The sequence below is a fragment of the Micromonospora humida genome (genome assembly GCF_016901255.1).
Lineage (GTDB): Bacteria > Actinomycetota > Actinomycetes > Mycobacteriales > Micromonosporaceae > Micromonospora > Micromonospora wenchangensis.
Genome location: NZ_JAFEUC010000021.1, coordinates 93,295 through 110,813 on the forward strand (window position 1 = coordinate 93,295; position 17,519 = coordinate 110,813).

Genomic DNA, 17,519 nt, shown 5'->3' on the forward strand with positions numbered 1-17,519 from the left:
CGATGGCCGGGCCCACCCGGGCCCCGGCCGCAGGAGCCGACCCACCCTCCGGTTCGAGGCGGAACGCCCGCCCGGCGCATCAACGGCTCCGAGCCGCGTCGGCCGCCCCACACGCACGGTAGGAGGCCGCACCGCAGCCGGCAGCGCATAACGGCAGGCCGGGACGATCCGGCGCGGCGGAATGCCCGACATTCGTCATTAGTAATGGTCACTGTCCGCCACCAGACCCACGGCCGACTGACCTCAACGGATGTTAAGTCGACGCTCATTCCCGGCACATGGTTGACGGCCCGCATCCCGCGGGCAATCATGTTGTTCACCGGATTCCCGGCCCGCGCACATGTCGGATCTGGTAGTTGTTCCGGCGTTTCGACGCGGTTGCCCGCGAGGCGGATGCCCCGTGCGCAATTCCCTGTCGACCCAGTCGGGAAAACTGCCGCAGGCAGTCAGGAGCACACCGGTGAACGGGAACGACGAAGATCCCGCGCCGACCCGGCCCCGGCCGGCATCACACGGCGCTGAGCTGCACGAACAGCTTGCCCTGCACGGTGGCGCACCGATCCGCCGCACCCCCTGGCCCACCTACGACAAAGGTGCGGTGCACGTCTGCGCCGACGACGAGGAAGCGGCGATACGCGCTATCCGCAGTCACCTCTACTTCCGTTACGACCATCGCACCGAGGCGGAAACGGAGTGTGGGCAGTTCGAGGAGGAACTGTGCCGTTACTTCGGTACCCGGCACGCCCTCGCCGTATCCAGTGGCACCGCCGCGCTCGCCCTGGCGATCATGGGTGCCGCCGTTCCGCCCGGCTCATTGGTGGCCTGCCCGGGATTCACTTTCGTCGCCACCCCGAGCGCCATTGTGCTGGCCGGGTGCCGACCATTCCTGGTCGAGGTGGACGACGACCTGCGGATGGACCTCGACGACCTGCGCCGTCGCTGGCGACCGGAGATCAGGGCGATCCTCGTGGTGCACATGCGTGGTTTCGCCGCCGACGTCGCCGCGCTGGCCGCCTTCGCCGCCGAGATGGGCGTGCCGCTGATCGAGGACGCGGTGCCCGCGCTCGGCGCCGAACTGCATGGCCGCAAGCTCGGCACGTTCGGCGTGGCCGGGGCGTTCAGCACCCAGTCCGACAAGGCGCTCAACTGCGGTGAGGGCGGCTTCCTGGTCACCGACGACAGCACCCTGTTCGGTCGGGCGGTGGCGCTGTCCGGGGCGTACGAGGGGCGGCTGCGGCGGCACTTCCCCGGCACCGAGCCGCCCGTCGACGGGCTGGACCTGCCCCTGCTCAGCCTGCGGATGGACGAGATCCGGGCCGCTCTGCTGCGTGCCGAGCTGACCCGGCTGCCGCAGCGGCTGGCCCTGTTCCACCGCAACTACGCCCAGGTCAGCGGCGCGCTGGCCGACCTGCCGGGGATCGCTATCCGCAACCCGGTCGCACCCGGGGCGTACCTCGGTGAGGCGTTCGTGTTCCGGGTGCCCGGCGGGGACGCCGGCTGGTTCGCCCGCGCCCTGCGCGCCGAGGGCATCGACGCCCGCAACATCGGCGCGGACGACGACCTCAACGTGCGGGCCTTCTGGAACTGGCGGTTCATGTACGACGACCGCGACCCGGCGCGGGTGCGGGCCACCCTGCCGCGCACCGCCCGGCTGCTGGCCGAGACCGTCGACGTGCCGCTGTCGTCCAGTCTGACCCCCGACGACTGCGACCAGCTGATCCGCGCGGTCCGCAAGGTCGCCGCCGCGGCGGGCACACCCGGTGGCGCGGCACCGGACGGGTCGCTCCCGGCGGCCGTCGGGGTGGAGCCGGTGCGGGCATGACCACCGCCCCGACCCGGGACACCGTCGTCCCCCGGCTGGCGATGGTGGGCATCTTCGGTGGTCTCTTCGCCGGCTACCTGGGGCTCACCGCGGTCATCCCGGTGCTCCCGGCGTTCCTGCGCGACCGGCACGACGCCGGGGACTTCACCGTCGGCCTGGTGGTCACCGTGACGGCGGCGACCGCGCTGCTGGTCCGCCCGGTGGCCGGCGCGCTGGCCGACCGGTACGGCCACCGCACGGTGATGCTGACCGGGGCGCTGGTCGTCGCCGCCGGCGGACTGCTCTACCTGCTGCCGTTGAGCGTGCCCGCGCTGGTCGCGGTGCGGCTGCTGCTCGGGGCCGGTGAGGCCGCCCTGTTCACCGCCGGTGCGGTGTGGACGGTGGCCCTCGCCCCGCACCACCGGCGCGGCCAGCTCATCGGCCTCTACGGGGTGAGCATGTGGGGCGGCATCTCCGCCGGCACGTTCCTCGGCGCGACCCTGCAACAGGTTTCCTACCCGGCGGTGTGGGCGCTCAGCGCCGCCGCGCCGCTTCTCGCCGCCGGGCTGGTCGCCGTGGTGCCGACGCCACCCCGCACCGCCCCGACCGGCGGTGGCGGTGGGTTGCTGCTGCGGCCGGCGCTGCTGCCCGGGATCGCCCTCACCTTCGGCGCGGCCGGTTACGCCGGGCTCGCCGCGTTCGTGGTGCTGCACCTCGACGCCCGCGACATCGGACACGGGGTGGTGGTGCTGAGCTGCTTCAGCGCCGTCTACGCCGGCACCCGGCTGGTCATCGGGCACCTGCCCGACCGGCTCGGCCCGCGCCGGGTGGCGGCCTGGTGCGGGGTCGGCGAGGCGGTCGGGCTGGCCGTCGTCGCGGTCGCCCCGAACCTGCCGGTCGCGGTGGCCGGCAGCGTGGTCATGGGGGTCGGCTTCTCGCTGCTGCACCCGTCGCTGGCGCTGATGGTGATGAACCGGACCGACCCGGCCCGGCAGGGCGCGGCGATCGGCGCGTACACCTCGTTCTGGGATCTGGGGCTCGCGGTGTGGGGGCCGGTCACCGGCCTGGTCGCCGCCGGCTTCGGCTACCCGGCGGTGTTCGCCGTCGGCGCGGCCTGCGCGCTGGTCGCGGCGGCCCTGGCGGTACGCATCGGCCGCCCGGTCACCACACCCACGGAGGTACGCGCCGGATGAGCGACCCGTTGACCGTCCTGTGCATCACCGGCTGGTGCCGCAACGGCAGCACCATCATCGGCAACGTCCTCAACGAGGTGCCCGGTTTCTTCCACGTCGGTGAGCTGCACTTCCTGTGGAAGAACGCCACCGGTCGGGGGGTCAACGACCGGTGCGGCTGCGGCGAGCCGTTGACCGGCTGCCCGATCTGGTCGACGGTGCTGCCGATCGGCCGGCCCGAGGGCACGTCCCCGGACGCGCACGCCACGGCGGTGATCCGGCGGCAGTGGTCCCGGGTGCGGACCCGGCACACCTGGCGGGTGCTGCGACGCGGCCTGCACGACGACGAGATCCGCGCGCACGCCGACCTGATGGGCCGGGTCTACCACGGCATCGCCGACCGGACCGGGGCACGGGTGATCGTGGACACCACGAAGATCCCCGGCGAGGCCGCGCTGCTGGCGCACCTGCCCGGTATCCGGCCGTACTACGTGCACCTGGTCCGCGACCCCCGGGCGGTGGCGCACTCGTGGCGGGAGCCGAAGCAGTACGTCTATGCGATGTCCGCCGCCCGCAGCACCGGCTACTGGCACGGCTTCAACCGGGCCAGCGCCGCGATCACCCGCCGGTACCCGGACCGGTCGATGTTCCTGCGCTACGAGCAGTTCACCGCCGACCCGGCCGGCACCGTCGACGCGCTGCTGCGGCTCTGCGCCGCCGACCCGGCCGGCAACCCGGTGCGCGGGCGCACCGTGCACCTGCACACCAACCACACGGTCACCGGCAACCCGGACCGGTTCCGCACCGGGCCGACGCTCATCCGGGACTCCGACGACGGCTGGCGGCGCACCCTGTCCCCCGGCCGGCGGTGGGCCGCGACCGCGCTGGCCTGGCCGCTGTTCGGCCGGTACGGCTACCGCTCCCCCGGCCCCGCCCCGGCGACGGTCGGCAGCACATCGGACAACGGGAGGTAACGGGCGTGGATCTCGGGCTGAAGGGGCGGGTCGCCCTGGTCGCGGGTGGCACCAGCGGCATCGGGTTGGCCTGCGCGAAGGAGTTCGCCGCCGAGGGCGCCCAGGTGGCGATCTGCGGACGCGACCCGGACCGGCTGGCCGCCGCCGAGCGGGAGTTGACGCAGGTGGCGACCGGTCGGGTCAGCGCCACCAGCGTCGACCTCACCGACCCCGACGCGGCCCGCGACTGGGTCGACGCGGTCGCCGCCGACCTGGGCGGGGTGCACGTGCTGGTGGCCGGGGGCGGCAGCCCGCCGGTCGGCACCGCCAGCGGCTTCGCCGTCGCCGACTACCGGGCCGCCGTGGACCGGGTGCTGCTGCCGGCGGTGGCGCTGGCCACGGCCGCGCTGCCGCACCTGCGGGCCGCCGGCTGGGGACGGCTGCTCTTCGTCGCCTCCGAGACGGCCTGCGTGCCGATCGGGCCGCTGGTGCTCTCCGGGGTGACCCGGGCGGCGCTGGTCCGGTTCGCCCAGGGCCTCGCCGTCGACGTGGGCCGCGACGGCATCACCGTCAACGTGCTCGCCCCGGGCGGGGTACGGACCCCGCCGATGGAACGCGCCGCCGCCCGCCTCGCCACCGACGGCGACGTGGAGGCGCGGCTGGCGGCGATGGGCCACCACAGCGCGGTGGGCCGGCTGGCCCGGCCGGACGAGGTGGCCGCGGTGGCCGCCTTCCTGGCCAGCGAGCGGGCCTCCTTCGTCACCGCCGGGGTGCACCTGATCGACGGCGGGGCCGCCGCGACCGGCCCGGAGCTGCCCCACCTGACCGGCGTCGGCCGGGACACCTACGCCTGACCCCACCCCACACCCCCGCCCGCCCCGCGCACGAAGGAGTGCCGCATGTCCACGACCAGCCAGTTCACCGAACGGGACGTCTCCGAGTTCTTCGACCAGACCACCCAGACGTACCTCAGCTTCTGGGACAGCGAGGGGGTGCTGCACACCGGCTACTTCGCCGACGCCGACGACACCGACTACCCGGCGGCGGCCGACCGGACATCGGACATCCTCGCCGCCGAGGCCGGCATCGACGCGTCCTCGACGGTGCTGGACGTCGGCTGCGGCTGCGGCAACTTCCTGCTGCGGCTGGCCGGGCACACCGGCTGCCGGGGCGAGGGGCTGGACCTGAGCATCGAACGGGTCCGCTTCGCCCAGACCAAGCTGGCCGAACGCGGGGTTGGCCTGCCGGTCGCCTTCCGGCACGGTTCGGCCACCGCCATGCCGTACGCCGACGGCAGCTTCACCCACGCGGTCAGCCAGGACGCGCTGTTCCTCGTGCCGGACAAGGCGCGCAGCCACGCGGAGATGTTCCGGGTGCTCACCCCCGGCGGGACGCTGGCCGTCACCGACTTCCTGCAACCCGTCGCCGAGGTCGGCGAGGCGGCCCGCCGGCACGTCTACGACCGGGTGCGGTGGAGCAGCGGCTACTCCCTCGACGGCTACCGGGAGGCGTTGACGGCGGCCGGGTTCGAGGTGACCGTCGCCCGCAGCCTCGACACGCACATCCGGCAGACGTACCGGGTGCTCGGGGAGACCGCCCGGCAGCGGGCCGCCGGAAGCGACGACGAGGCGGCCCGGCGGTGGATCCTCGGCTTCGCCGCCTCCTGCGACGAGATCCAGGCGGCGATCGACCGGGGCGAGTTCGGCTGGGGCATGTTCGTCGCCCGCAAGCCGGCCTGACCGGCCGCACCGACCCGCGTACCAGCTTCGGACCAGGAGGGTAGTCATGCAGCGCACCGACGCCGTCAAGCGGACGATCGCCGAGGTGGTCGCCGAACGCAGGACCCAGATGTCGCCCGGCGGGTTGTTCGTCGAGGCGTTCAGCAAGGACGGTTTCGACACCAGCGTCGACTACGACGTCACCATCACCGACTCGCTGACCAGCTCCCGGCGCAAGCCCCGCTACCCGTCGCGGAACATGCTCAAGGTGGTGGACCTGTCCCGGGAGCCGCAGGAGTTCTACTGGCACGAGAGCCCACCGCGCCCCGGCGACCCGGTGGTGGACGGCGCGGACCTGCGCCGGGAGGCCGCCAACCACTTCCACCGCTCCCCCATCCCGGAGCTGCTGACCACCCGGGCCTGGGTGCAGGTGCCCGACGAGCTGTGGGCCGACCCGGTGGGTTTCGCCCAGTTCATCGACTACCGCCTGGTGGTGCGGCTGGCCACCGCCGAGAACCACACCATCCTGCGTGGCGAGGGCGGGCTGCTGAACATGCCGCAGCTCGGCCGGCTCACCGACCCCGCGCCGTTCACGTCGACCATCCTGGCCGCCTGCAACGAGGTGGAGCAGATGGGCAGCACCGCCGACGGGTTGATCATCAACCCCGCCGACTACTACCGGCTGCTCGGCGAGGGGCACCTGATGCGCGACGTGGAGGACAACGGCGTCTTCATCGTCCGGACCCGGCTGGTCGACCCGGGCACCGCGATCGTCGGCGACTTCGGCCACGGCGCGGTGCTGTTCGACGCCGGCCGGTCGACGATCCGGTTCGCCGAGCCACCGCCGGGCACCTTCGCCGAACCGGGTCGGGCGTTGTGCGCCGAGATCTGGGAACGGGTCGTGGTCAACCTGCCCACCTGCTTCTTCGTCGTCACCCTGTAGCGGGGGCCGACATGGCGACCACCCCCGCGCCGGACGACGTACCCGCACGGTCCGACCCCGACGTCCTGGTCGTCGGCGCGGGCGTGGCCGGGCTGTTCTGCGCCTGGTTCCTGCGCCGGGCCGGGCTGAGCGTGACGGTGGTGGACCGGGGCGAGGTCGGCGACCCGGCCGCCTGCTCGTCGGGCAACACCGGTTTCGTCGGCACCCAGGGGGCCGCTCCGCTGGCGGAGCCGGGGGTGCCGGCGAAGGGGCTGCGCTGGATGCTTCACCCGGACAGCCCGTTCCACGTCCGGCCCCGGCTCGACCGGGAGCTGCTGGCCTGGCTGTGGCACTTCCGCCGGAACTGCACGCAGCGGCAGGCCCGCGCCGGCTTCGAGGTGCTGCTCGACCTCAAGCAGCGCAGCCTGGCCATCCTGCGGGAGGTCTGCGCACACGACGACCTGGCCGGCACCCTCACCGCCCGCGGCATGCTGCTGGCCTGCCGTACGCCGCAGGGGTACGCGCAGGCGCGGGCGTCGGTGCCGGCGGCGGTGGCCCGGGGGGTGCCGCTGCGCACCGTGGACCGGGCGGAGCTGGCCCGGCTGCAACCGGGCGTCGAGTTCGCCGTCGCCGGGGCGCTGCTCAACGAGGAGGGCGCCGCGCTACGCATCCCGGCGTTCCTGGTCGCGTTCGCCCGGCTGTTGCGGGCGTCCGGGGTGGAGATCCTCACCGACACCGAGGTACGCGGCTTCGACACCGTGGACCGTCGGGTCCGCGCCGTCCGTACCAGCCGGGGCGACCTGCGCCCCGGTGAGGTGGTGCTCGCCGCCGGGGTGTGGTCGGCGGCGTGCGCCAGGCAGTTGGGCGTCGGCCTGCTGCTGCAACCTGCCAAGGGGTACGCGGTGACCGTCGACGCCGGCCCCGCCACCCCGACCCTGCCGGTGCTGCTCAGTGAGGGGAAGGTGGCCGTCATGCCGTTGGGCGACCGGATACGTCTGGCCGGGACGCTGGAGTTGACCGGTCTGGACACCAGCGTGTCCCCGCGCCGGGTGGACGGCATCCGGCGCACCGTGCGGTCGTACCTGCCGGGGTGCGACACCGGGGGCCGGGTGCAGGTGTGGAGCGGGCTGCGGCCGTGCACCCCGGACAGCCTGCCGCTGATCGGCCGGCTCGGGTCGTACCGCAACGTCAGCGTCGCGACCGGGCACGGGCACATCGGGATGGGGCTCGCCCCGGCCGGTGGGCGGCTGCTCGCCCAGCTCGTCACCGGCGCGGAGCCGGACGTGCCACTGGCGACGTTCGCGGTGGACCGGCACCGGCGGGGGCACCGGTGAGCACCCCCACGATCGGGGTGCTCTGTCTACAGACCAGCTTCGACAAGATCCCCGGCCACATCCGCAACCCGGCGACGTTCGACTTCCCGGTGGTGTACCGGGTCGTCGAGGGGGCCACCCCGCAGCGGCTGGTCCGCGAGGCCGATCCGACCCTGCTCACGCCGTTCGTCACGGCCGCCCGGGACCTGCAGGGTGCCGGGGTCGCCGCGATCACCGGGGCATGCGGTTTCCTGGTGCTGTTCCAGGCGGAGCTGGCCGCCGCCGTGGACGTGCCGCTGCACTCGTCGAGCCTGCTCCAGTTGCCGATGGTGCACCGGATGCTCGGTCCGGGCCGGACGGTCGGGGTGCTGACCGCCGACGCGGCGGCGCTGACCCGCCGGCACCTGGCCGCGATCGGCGCGCAGGACGTACCGATCCGGGTGGCCGGGATGGCCGACGCGCCGGAGTTCCGCGAGGTGATGCTGGAGGGCCGGCGCGACGCCCTCGACGTCGACCGGTTGGCCGCCGAGGTGGTGGCCCGGGCGGACGCTCTGGCCGGGCCGGACCTGGGGGCGGTGGTCATCGAGTGCACCGACCTGGTGCCGTTCGCGCACCTGGTCCAGGCCCGGCTCGGGGTGCCGGTCTACGACATCGTCACCCTGACCACGATGGTGCACGCCGGGCTGGCCCGGCACCCGTACGCCGACCGCCGGTAGGTCGCGTTCCCCGTTCCGCCGGTCGGCCGGGTCCCCACGGACCCGGCCGACCGGCGGTCTTTTGTGGCTTCCCACGGGTAGCGCGGCGGCCGCGCGGGCCGGGGCCGACGCCGGGGCCGATCCGCAGGTGATGCGGTATTCACGATTTCAAACTCCGCCATTGTCACGAGTTTCCGGCCGAATCCTCACCGTCGGTCGATGACGCATCGCACTGTGCGCGACGGCCCGCCGATCGCAGGATTGACATCAACCGATCAGGGGATGGGAGGCAGCCGGGATGGACGACAGATACGACGCGTACTGCGCGGTCGATCCGCTCTTCTACGACTCGTTGTCCAGCGCGAGCGCCACCGCCACCGGCATCGGCTACGCCACCGACCGCCCGCAGCCGGCGGACTGGGAACGCGAGGTCAAGGACGACTGGCTGATCCACGCGCCGGTCGGCGGCACCCTGCCCGCCCAGGGCTGGAAGATCCACGTCTCGGCCCGGCTGGACAACGCCGAGCGGGTCCTCACCCGGGTGATGGACTACTGCGAGCCGCGCGGCATCCCGTTCAAGCACCTGCGCGGCCCCCGGATGCTGCTGATGCGCAACAGCAAGTACGCCCGCCGCGGCGGCAGCGGCAAGTTCGTCACCGTCTACCCCCGTGACGACGCCGAACTGGAGCTGACCGCCAAGGAACTGGCGGCGCTGCTCGACGGCGAGCAGGGGCCCTACATCCTCAGCGACCTGCGCTACGGCGACGGCCCGGTCTACCTGCGCTACGGCGGTTTCGCCGCCCGCTACTGCCTGTCACCCGAGGGTCAGGTGGTGCCGGCCATCGCCGACGCCACCGGCACCCTGGTCCCCGACCGCCGCGACCCGGTGTTCCACCTGCCCGACTGGGTGACCCTGCCGGACTTCCTCGGCCCGCACCTGGCCGCCCGCAACGCCGCCAGCACCACCGAGCTGCCCTACCGGATCGAGAAGGTCATCCACTTCTCCAACGGCGGCGGCCTGTACGAGGCGCGGGACACCCGGACCGACACCCGGGTGGTGCTCAAGGAGGCCCGCCCGTACGCCGGCCTCGACGCCACCGGGGCGGACGCGGTGACCCGGCTGCACCGGGAGGCCACGGTGCTGCGCCAACTCGCCGACGTCCCGCACCTGGTGCGGGTGCACGACGAGTTCAGCTTCGGCGGGCACGAGTTCCTCGCCCTGGAGTTCGTCGAGGGCCGCCCGCTCAACCAGGTCGTCGTGCAGCGCTACCCGCTGGTGCACCCGGACGCCGACCGCGCCGACTACACCCGCTGGGCGCTGGACGTGCACCGGCAGGTCGCCGAGGCGGTCGAGGCCATCCACGCGCACGGCATCGTCTACGGCGACCTGCACATGTTCAACATCATGGTCGGCGACGACGGCGCGGTCACCCTGATCGACTTCGAGGTCGCCGCGCCGGCCGCCGAGGCGAGTCGCCCGGCGCTGCGCAACCAGGCGTTCGCCGCGCCCCGCGACCGGGTCGGCCCCGACGTCGACCGGTACGCCCTGGCCTGCCTGCGACTCGCCCTGTTCCTGCCGCTGACCGCGATGCTGCGGCTGGCCCCGGACAAGGCGGCGCACCTGGCCGACCTGGTGGCCGAGCACTTCCCGGTCGACCGGGCGGTGCTCGACGAGACCGTCGCGGTGATCGTCGGTCCCCCACCGGCCACCGGCACCGCCGACCCGACGACCCCCGCCGTGACGGCACCGACCCGGCTGGACCCGGACGTGGTGCGGGTCGACCCGGACGACTGGCCGGGCCTGCGCGACCGGCTGGTCCGGGCGATCACCGCCAGCGCCACGCCGCACCGCGACGACCGGCTCTTCCCCGGCGACATCCGGCAGTTCAGCGGCAACGACGGCGGGCTGAACCTCGCCCACGGCGCGGCCGGGGTGCTCTGGGCGCTGCACGCCACCGGTGCCCCCGTCGACCCCGACCACGTCCGCTGGCTGATCGACCGGGTCCGGGAGCCGGCCTCCGGCAGCCGACTCGGCTTCTTCGACGGGCTGCACGGGGTGGCGTACGTGCTGGACCTGCTCGGGCACCGCGACGAGGCCCGCCGGCTGCTCGACCGCTGCCTCGGCGAACCGTGGACGGAACTCGGCAACGACCTGGTGGGCGGGCTGCCCGGCATCGCGCTGAACCTGACCCACTTCGCCGCGCTGACCGGCGAGGACCGCTACGAGGCCGCCGCCCGCCAGGCCGTCGACCTGGTCGTCGACCGGCTCGGCGACGTCGACTCGGTGGCCGAGGTCAGCGGCGGCCGGCACCCGTACGCCGGACTGATGCGCGGCGGCGCGGGAGTGGCGCTGATGCTGCTGCACCGGCACGAGCGGGAACCCGACGCACGGCTGCTCGACCACGCCGCAACCGCGCTGCGGCAGGACCTGCGCCGCTGCGTGCGCCGCGACGACGGGCACCTGGAGGTCAACGAGGGCTGGCGGACCATGCCGTACCTCGCGGAGGGCAGCGTCGGGGTGGGGCTGGTGCTCGACCGGTACCTGCGCCACCGGCCCGACGAGGCCCTGCGCGAGCAGGCCGACGCGATCCGCCGTTGCGCCGACTTCCCGTTCTACGCCCAGTCCGGGCTGTTCGCCGGACGCGCCGGCATCGTGGCCTACCTGGCCGCCCGGGGCGAGTACGACGTGGCCCACGACCAGGCCCGCCTGCTGGGTTGGCACGCCCTGCCGTACGCCGGCGGCACCGCCTTCCCCGGCGACCAGCTGCTGCGGCTCTCGATGGACCTGGCCACCGGCACCGCCGGCGTGCTGGCCGCCGTGGCCGCCAGCCGACCCACCGATCCGGTCCGGTTGCCGCTGCTGGCGCCGACCGGCGACCCCACCCCGGCCGACTGACGGCCCACCCGCTCCCCGGGGGTCACCCCGGGGCCACCCGACCCGACGACTGTGGAAAGGAGGAAAGACATGGCCCTGCTCGACCTTCAGGGGATGGAGCTGCCGGCCGCCGAGCGTACCGGCGGTGGTAGCCGGGCGAGTCTGCTGCTCTGCGGCGACAGCTCGCTGAGCGTCACCACCTGCAACTGAACCGACGGTCGTCGACCCGACGACCCGACCGGATTCACACCAGGCACATCAATACCGAACACCGACAGAAAGAGGTAAGACCATGGCTCTGCTCGACCTCCAGGCGATGGAACTGCCGGCCACCGAGCGCACCGGCGGCGGCAGCCAGGCCAGCCTGCTGCTCTGCGGCGACAGCTCGCTGAGCGTCACCACCTGCAACTGAACCGACGGTCGTCGACCCGACGACCCGACCGGATTCACACCAGGCACATCAATACCGAACACCGACAGAAAGAGGTAAGACCATGGCTCTGCTCGACCTCCAGGCGATGGAACTGCCGGCCACCGAGCGCACCGGCGGCGGCAGCCAGGCCAGCCTGCTGCTCTGCGGCGACAGCTCGCTGAGCGTCACCACCTGCAACTGATCGACCGGTATCGCATGGCCCCGGACCGGCACCTGCCGGTCCGGGGCCGCGCGGCGTGGGAGGGGACGCGATGACACCGACCGACCGGCTCCTGCTGCGGGCCGTCCGCGCGGCCGGCTGGTGGACCCCGACGCTGGCCGTGGTCACCGTGGCCGGCACGGTCGCCGAGCTGGCCCTGCCGGCCGTGCTGGGCCGGGCCGTCGACGCCGCCGTCGGCACCGCGCCGCAGGACTCCCCCGACCGGTGGCTGGCCGCCGTCGTCGGGCTGATCGCGCTGCTGGTCGTCGTCGGCGTCGTGCGGGACTACGGCACCGGCGCGGCCACCGCCCGCTCGGTGGCCCACCTGCGGCACACCCTGGTCCGGCACCTGTTCGCGCTCGCCCCGCAGACCGCCGCCCGCCGTCAGGTGGGCGACCTCGCCGGACGGGTGGTGGGCCAGGTCGCCGACGCCGGTCAGGCCGCCCCGACACTGGTCACGGTCGCCACCGTGGCGCTGCCGCCGGTGGGCAGCCTGGTGGCGCTCACCCTGATCGACCCGTGGCTCGGCGTCACCTTCGTCACCGGGCTGCTCCTGCTCGGTCTGCTGCTGCGCGGCTTCGTCGCCGACGCCTCCGCCGCCGTCGCCGGCTACCAGCAGGCCCAGGGCGAGCTCGCCGGGCGGCTGGTGGAGGCGCTGGCCGGGGCGCGCACCATCGCCGCCGCCGGCACCGGGGAACGGGAGGTCGAGCGGGTGCTGACCCCGCTGGCCGCGCTGCACCGGCACGGGGCACGGACCTGGACGGTGCTCGCCGGCGCGGCCACCCGGGGCGCGGTGCTCAACCCGCTGCTCCAGGTCGCGATCGTCGCCGTCGGCGGGTTGTCGCTGACCGCCGGCCGGTTGACCCCCGGGGAACTGCTGGCCGCCATCCAGTACGCCGCCCTCGGCGCGGGCCTCGGCACCGTGGTCGCCGCCCTCAACACCGCCGTCCGGGTACGCGCCGGCTGCCGCCGGGCCGCCGACGTGCTCACCGAACCCGTCCGCCCGTACGGCGTCCGGCCGCTGGCGTCCGGGCCGGGCACCCTGGAACTGCGCGGCGTCACCGTCCGCGACGCCGACGGCCGGGCCCTGCTCGACCGGGTGGACCTGCGGGTGCCCGGCGGCACGCTGCTGGTCGTCGTCGGCGCCTCCGGTGCGGGCAAGTCCCTGCTCGCCGCCGTCGCCGGCCGGCTACGCGACCCCGACGACGGGGTGGTGCTCCTGGACGGTGTGCCGCTGCCGGAACTGACCCCGGCCGCCCTGCACGCCGCGATCGGCTACGGGTTCGAACGTCCGGTGCTCGTCGGCGACACGGTCGCAGCCGCCGTCGGGGCCGGTGCGGACCCGGTGCCGTTGGCCCGCGCCGCCGCCATCCACGACTTCGTCGAACGGCTGCCCGACCGGTACGGCACCCCGCTGGCCGAGGTCGCCATGTCCGGTGGTGAACGGCAACGGCTCGGGCTGGCCCGCGCGTTGCGCGCCGAACGGCTGCTGATCCTCGACGACGCCACGTCCAGCCTGGACACCGCCACCGAGTACCAGGTGACCCGGGCGCTGACCGGGCCGGGTGACCGGCGTACCCGGGTGGTGGTCAGCCACCGGCTCGGCATGGCCGCCCGCGCGGACCTGGTCGCGTGGGTGGCCGACGGGCGGATCCGTGCCGTCGGCCCGCACGGGGCGCTCTGGGCCGACCCCGACTACCGGGAGGTGTTCCGGTCATGACCACGGTCGTCGGCGTGACCCGGGCCGCGCTGCGGGCCCGACGGGCGCAGCTGTGGCGGTTGGCCGGCTGGTCGGCCGCCGAGGTGCTGCCGGCCGCCCTGTCCGGGCTGTTCACCGCGCGGGCCGTGGACAGCGGCTTCCTGGCCGGCCGGCCGGGCGTCGGGCTGGCCTGGCTGGCCCTGCTGGGGCTTGCGGTGCTGGTCGGCGCGGCCGGCACCAACCGGTCGTACGCGCTGCTCGGCGCGGTGGTGGAGCCGTTCCGCGACGACCTGCTGCGCCGGGTGGTGCGTGGCGCGGTGGCCGGCGCGGCCGGCGGCCGGGCCGACGACGCGGCGGTGGCCCGGCTCACCCACCAGGTGGAACTGGTCCGGGACACCTACGCCGGCCTGCTGATGGTGGTGCGGGGCTTCCTGTTCGCCCTCGGTGCCGCCGTGCTCGGCCTGTTCTCGCTGGCCGCCCCGGTGGCGCTGCTGGTCGCGGTGCCGGTGCTGGCCGGTCTCGGCCTGTTCGCCGTGGCGCTGCCGGTGATGGTGGCCCGGCAGCGGGAGTACGTACTGGCCGACGAGCAGCTCGGCCGGGCCGTGGTGACCGCGGTGAGCGGGCACCGCGACGTCACCGCCAGCGGGGCCCGCGACCAGGTCACCGGGTGGGTCGGCGGGTCCGTCGACGCGCAGGCCCGGGTGGAACGCCGGCTGGCCACCATGGCGGCGACCCGCAGCCTGAGCCTCGCGTTGGGCGGCTGGCTGCCGGTGCCGGCGCTGCTGCTGGCCGCGCCGTGGCTGGTCCGTCAGGGGCTGGGACCGGGCGCGCTGCTGGGCGCGCTCGTCTATGTCACGCGGGGGGTGCAGCCGGCGCTGCACAGCCTGGTGCAGGGGGTCGCGGCCGGCGGCCTCCGGTTCGCCGTCACCCTGGACCGGCTGCTGCGTACCGCCGCGCCGGCCGACAGTGACCCGGCCGGGTCGCCGCTGCCCCGCCCCACGCCGCAGCGGACCGGGGCGGGGTTGTCGCTGCGCGGGGTGACCTTCCGGTACGGCCCGCACGCCGACCCGGTGCTCGACGACCTCGACCTCGAGGTGCCCGTCGGCGACCACCTGGTGATCGTCGGGGCCAGCGGGATCGGCAAGTCGACCCTGGCGGGGCTGATCGCCGGGGTGCTGCACCCCCAGTCGGGCACCGTCCACGTCGGGGGGTCGCCGGTGGGCGGGGCGACGCCCGGCGAACTGGCCGAGCGACGCGTGCTCATCCCCCAGGAGGCGTACGTCTTCACCGGCACGCTCCGCGACAACCTCGGCTACCTGACCCCCGGTGTGCCGGACGACGTGGTGGACCGGTCGGCGGCCCGGCTGGGACTGACCGGGTTGCTGACCCGGCTCGGCGGGTACGACGCGATGCTGCGCCCGGCGGACCTGTCGGCCGGGGAGCGCCAGCAGGTGGCGTTGCTGCGGGCCTGGCTCTCCCCCGCCCCGCTGGCCATCCTCGACGAGGCGACCTGTCACCTGGACCCGGCCACCGAGGCCCGACTGGAGACGGCCTTCGCCGCCCGACCCGGCACACTGGTGGTGATCGCCCACCGGGTCAGTTCGGCGCTGCGGGCGCGGCGGGTCCTGCTGCTCGACGGGCGGACCGCGCTGCTGGACACCCACCAGGGGCTGCTGGAACGCTCAGCGGCCTACCGTGCCCTGGTCGGCTACGGCGAGACGGAACCGTCGGACCCCGCCACCTTCTGGACGGCGTCGGACGGGACACCGGCGGCCCGGGCCTAGGCGCCGCGAGCCTCAGCCGAACAGGCCACCTCGGAGATACGTCCCGGGCGGTGCCCGGGGTCAGGTCGGGGGCGCGGCCGGCGGCATCGCCCGGGGGCAGATCGGAGGCGCGGCCAGCGGTGGGGCCGGGGTCACGCCGAGGGAGGGCCCCGCGGCGGTGCCGGCGGGCACGCCGGGTGCCGGGATCGGGTGGGTGCCGGTCACAGCCAGCCGGACTCCCGGGCGATCCGCACCGCCTCCCAGCGGGTCCGCGCTCCGGTCTTCGCCATGATCCGCGACAGGTGGTTACGCACCGTGCCGGCCGACAGCACCAGACGTTCGGCGATCTCCTGGACCGGATGCCCCTCGGCGACCACGTCGAGCACCTCCCGCTCCCGGTTGGTCAACGGGTTGTCGGCGACCTCGAGGGCGGCGACCACGAGATCGGGGTCGAGGACGACCCGTCCCTCGGCGAGCTGCCGTATCCCGTCGACGATCCGGCCGGGTGGCACGTCGCGGCTGAGGAAGCCGATCCGGTGGCCGTGCTCGGCGAGCACCGGCCCGAGCCGGCCGGCCCGTCGCTGTTCGACGAGAACCAGCAGGGAACCCACGGGTGTGCTCGTCGGCTCCGTCGGCGAGCACAGCGCCGGGGCGGTGGACCCGCCACCGGCAGCCGGAGTGGTTTCGACGACGGGTTCCGCCACGCCCAGGGTGGCCAGCCGGACCAGTTCCGTCACGGTCAACATGTCGAACTCGACCACTGCCACGTCGGGGCGCTCGGCCCTGACCGCCGCATGCAGGTGGTGTGGACTGTCCACCTCACCCACGATCTCGATGTCGTGTTCGGCGGCGAGCAGCTGGGCGAGTGCGCCCCGGAGCAGCCCGCCCTGGAGGGCGAGCAATGTGCGAACCATAAGCGACTCCCGAGATGATGCCCGTGTTGACGAAATGTGTGCGGTCGATGACGCACGGTTCGGAATCTTATTGAATCCGTAACTGGTTCGACACCCCTTCCCACGGGTGGTCAGATCCACCCGGCGTCCTGGGCCCGCTGAACCGCTTCCCACCGGTTGCGGGCACCGGTCTTACGGAGCACCGCGGACAGGTGGTTGCGGACGGTGCCCGGCGCCAGGTGCAGGTGACCGGCGATCTCCTTGGTGGACATTCCCCGGGCGGCCGCGGCGGTCACCTCGCGCTCCCGCTCGTTGAGGGGATTGACCGCGGCGTCCAGTGCGGCCAGGGCAGTCACCGGGTCGATCATCCGCTGCCCCTCCGCGACCAGACGAAGCTGGTCCAGGAGTTCCTGGGGCGCAACGTCCTTGGCGATGATCCCCCGGGCCCGGGCCCCGAGGGCCCGGCGCAGCGCCCGGGCGGTCCGCCGGGAGGTCAGCACCACCACCGCACACTCCGGCAGCCGGGCGTGCCATCGCCCGGAGAGCACGGCGGGGTCCTCGATCGCGTCGAGATCGACCAGGACGACGTGGGGACGTCGGGTGACGACCCCATCCGTCAGATGGTGGTCGGGATCGCTCTCGCCGGCCAACTCGAATCCGGGGGCTGCGGCCAGGATCGCCGCGAGGGCGGTACGCAACAGTCCCGGCGGCCCCACCACGACGACACGAATCGTCGGTTCATCGTTTTCTGCCGCCCGGTCCGGACCCGACGATGATTGTTTTCCGCTCGCCAGTTCGTCCATCCGTCACATTTTCCCAAACGGAGGCGGCCGCAGACGCGACTGTCGGAATGACGACCCGTTCCCGGCCAACGGAAAAGCGGTCGAAATGCATCATGTGACGGAAGAAGCGAGCCGGCGGACTGCCGGACGTCCGGAAAGCACCGATCTGACGGATACAGCAGTTGAGGCCAACCCCTGTTAGGGGTTGGCCTCAACTGAAAGGTTGTCCGGCGGTGTCCTACTCTCCCACACCCTCCCGAGTGCAGTACCATCGGCGCTGGAGGGCTTAGCTTCCGGGTTC

16 protein-coding genes and 1 rRNA gene are annotated in these 17,519 nt (G+C 74.0%); 14 read left to right on the top strand and 3 right to left on the bottom strand.

What is annotated here, in order from left to right; genetic code table 11:
* Window positions 1–460 precede the first annotated feature (460 nt).
* The 14 genes from JQX11_RS30605 (at window position 461) to JQX11_RS30670 (ending at window position 15,564) form a co-directional block, all read left to right on the top strand.
* On the top strand, window positions 461–1,822 hold the full coding sequence (locus JQX11_RS30605; protein WP_204928397.1) for a DegT/DnrJ/EryC1/StrS family aminotransferase: 1,362 nt from the start codon (window positions 461–463) through the stop codon (window positions 1,820–1,822).
* Complete coding sequence (locus JQX11_RS30610) at window positions 1,819–2,994, top strand: MFS transporter (RefSeq protein WP_204928398.1); 1,176 nt, start codon at window positions 1,819–1,821, stop codon at window positions 2,992–2,994. The genes JQX11_RS30605 and JQX11_RS30610 overlap by 4 nt, the downstream gene beginning before the upstream one ends.
* Window positions 2,991–3,947, top strand: coding sequence for a sulfotransferase (locus JQX11_RS30615; RefSeq protein ID WP_204928399.1), 957 nt, complete (start codon window positions 2,991–2,993; stop codon window positions 3,945–3,947). The genes JQX11_RS30610 and JQX11_RS30615 overlap by 4 nt, the downstream gene beginning before the upstream one ends.
* Before the next feature lie 5 nt (window positions 3,948–3,952).
* Complete coding sequence (locus JQX11_RS30620) at window positions 3,953–4,780, top strand: SDR family NAD(P)-dependent oxidoreductase (protein ID WP_204928400.1); 828 nt, start codon at window positions 3,953–3,955, stop codon at window positions 4,778–4,780.
* A 45-nt stretch (window positions 4,781–4,825) separates the two neighbouring features.
* Window positions 4,826–5,665: a class I SAM-dependent methyltransferase gene (locus tag JQX11_RS30625; RefSeq protein WP_204928401.1), complete on the top strand. Its 840-nt coding sequence runs from the start codon at window positions 4,826–4,828 to the stop codon at window positions 5,663–5,665.
* Window positions 5,666–5,711: 46 nt separating this feature from the next.
* On the top strand, window positions 5,712–6,587 hold the full coding sequence (locus JQX11_RS30630; RefSeq protein ID WP_204928402.1) for a family 3 encapsulin nanocompartment shell protein: 876 nt from the start codon (window positions 5,712–5,714) through the stop codon (window positions 6,585–6,587).
* 11 nt (window positions 6,588–6,598) lie between these two features.
* Complete coding sequence (locus JQX11_RS30635; RefSeq protein WP_204928403.1) at window positions 6,599–7,900, top strand: NAD(P)/FAD-dependent oxidoreductase; 1,302 nt, start codon at window positions 6,599–6,601, stop codon at window positions 7,898–7,900.
* Window positions 7,897–8,595 (top strand): aspartate/glutamate racemase family protein, encoded by a 699-nt coding sequence (locus tag JQX11_RS30640; RefSeq protein ID WP_204928404.1) that lies wholly within the window; start codon window positions 7,897–7,899, stop codon window positions 8,593–8,595. The genes JQX11_RS30635 and JQX11_RS30640 overlap by 4 nt, the downstream gene beginning before the upstream one ends.
* Window positions 8,596–8,872: 277 nt before the next feature.
* The gene (gene lanKC, locus JQX11_RS30645) at window positions 8,873–11,470 is read left to right on the top strand and encodes a class III lanthionine synthetase LanKC (protein ID WP_204928405.1); all 2,598 of its coding nucleotides are present in this window, start codon (window positions 8,873–8,875) and stop codon (window positions 11,468–11,470) included.
* Window positions 11,471–11,539: 69 nt separating this feature from the next.
* Window positions 11,540–11,659, top strand: a complete 120-nt coding sequence (locus JQX11_RS30650) for a SapB/AmfS family lanthipeptide (RefSeq protein WP_088647629.1) — start codon at window positions 11,540–11,542, stop codon at window positions 11,657–11,659.
* Between the two features lie 82 nt (window positions 11,660–11,741).
* Window positions 11,742–11,861 carry a SapB/AmfS family lanthipeptide gene (locus JQX11_RS30655; protein WP_067312693.1) on the top strand — a complete coding sequence of 40 codons (120 nt, stop codon included), beginning with the start codon at window positions 11,742–11,744 and terminating at the stop codon, window positions 11,859–11,861.
* Between the two features lie 82 nt (window positions 11,862–11,943).
* Window positions 11,944–12,063, top strand: coding sequence for a SapB/AmfS family lanthipeptide (locus JQX11_RS30660; protein ID WP_067312693.1), 120 nt, complete (start codon window positions 11,944–11,946; stop codon window positions 12,061–12,063).
* 70 nt (window positions 12,064–12,133) lie between these two features.
* Entirely contained in the window at window positions 12,134–13,801 is a 1,668-nt protein-coding gene (locus JQX11_RS30665; protein ID WP_204928406.1) for an ABC transporter ATP-binding protein, read from the top strand.
* Entirely contained in the window at window positions 13,798–15,564 is a 1,767-nt protein-coding gene (locus JQX11_RS30670) for an ATP-binding cassette domain-containing protein (protein ID WP_204928407.1), read from the top strand. Before JQX11_RS30665 ends, JQX11_RS30670 begins: the two co-directional genes overlap by 4 nt.
* 200 nt (window positions 15,565–15,764) lie before the next feature.
* On the opposite strand, the gene JQX11_RS30675 is transcribed toward JQX11_RS30670, so the two are convergent.
* From JQX11_RS30675 to rrf, 3 genes are all read right to left on the bottom strand, one after another.
* A complete protein-coding gene (locus JQX11_RS30675; protein ID WP_204928408.1) occupies window positions 15,765–16,457 on the bottom strand; it encodes a response regulator transcription factor in 693 nt (230 codons plus the stop codon).
* A 110-nt stretch (window positions 16,458–16,567) separates the two neighbouring features.
* Window positions 16,568–17,155, bottom strand: a complete 588-nt coding sequence (locus JQX11_RS33535; RefSeq protein WP_204928409.1) for a helix-turn-helix transcriptional regulator — start codon at window positions 17,153–17,155, stop codon at window positions 16,568–16,570.
* A 288-nt stretch (window positions 17,156–17,443) separates the two neighbouring features.
* Window positions 17,444–17,519, bottom strand: a 5S ribosomal RNA gene (gene rrf / locus JQX11_RS33735); the annotation flags it as partial.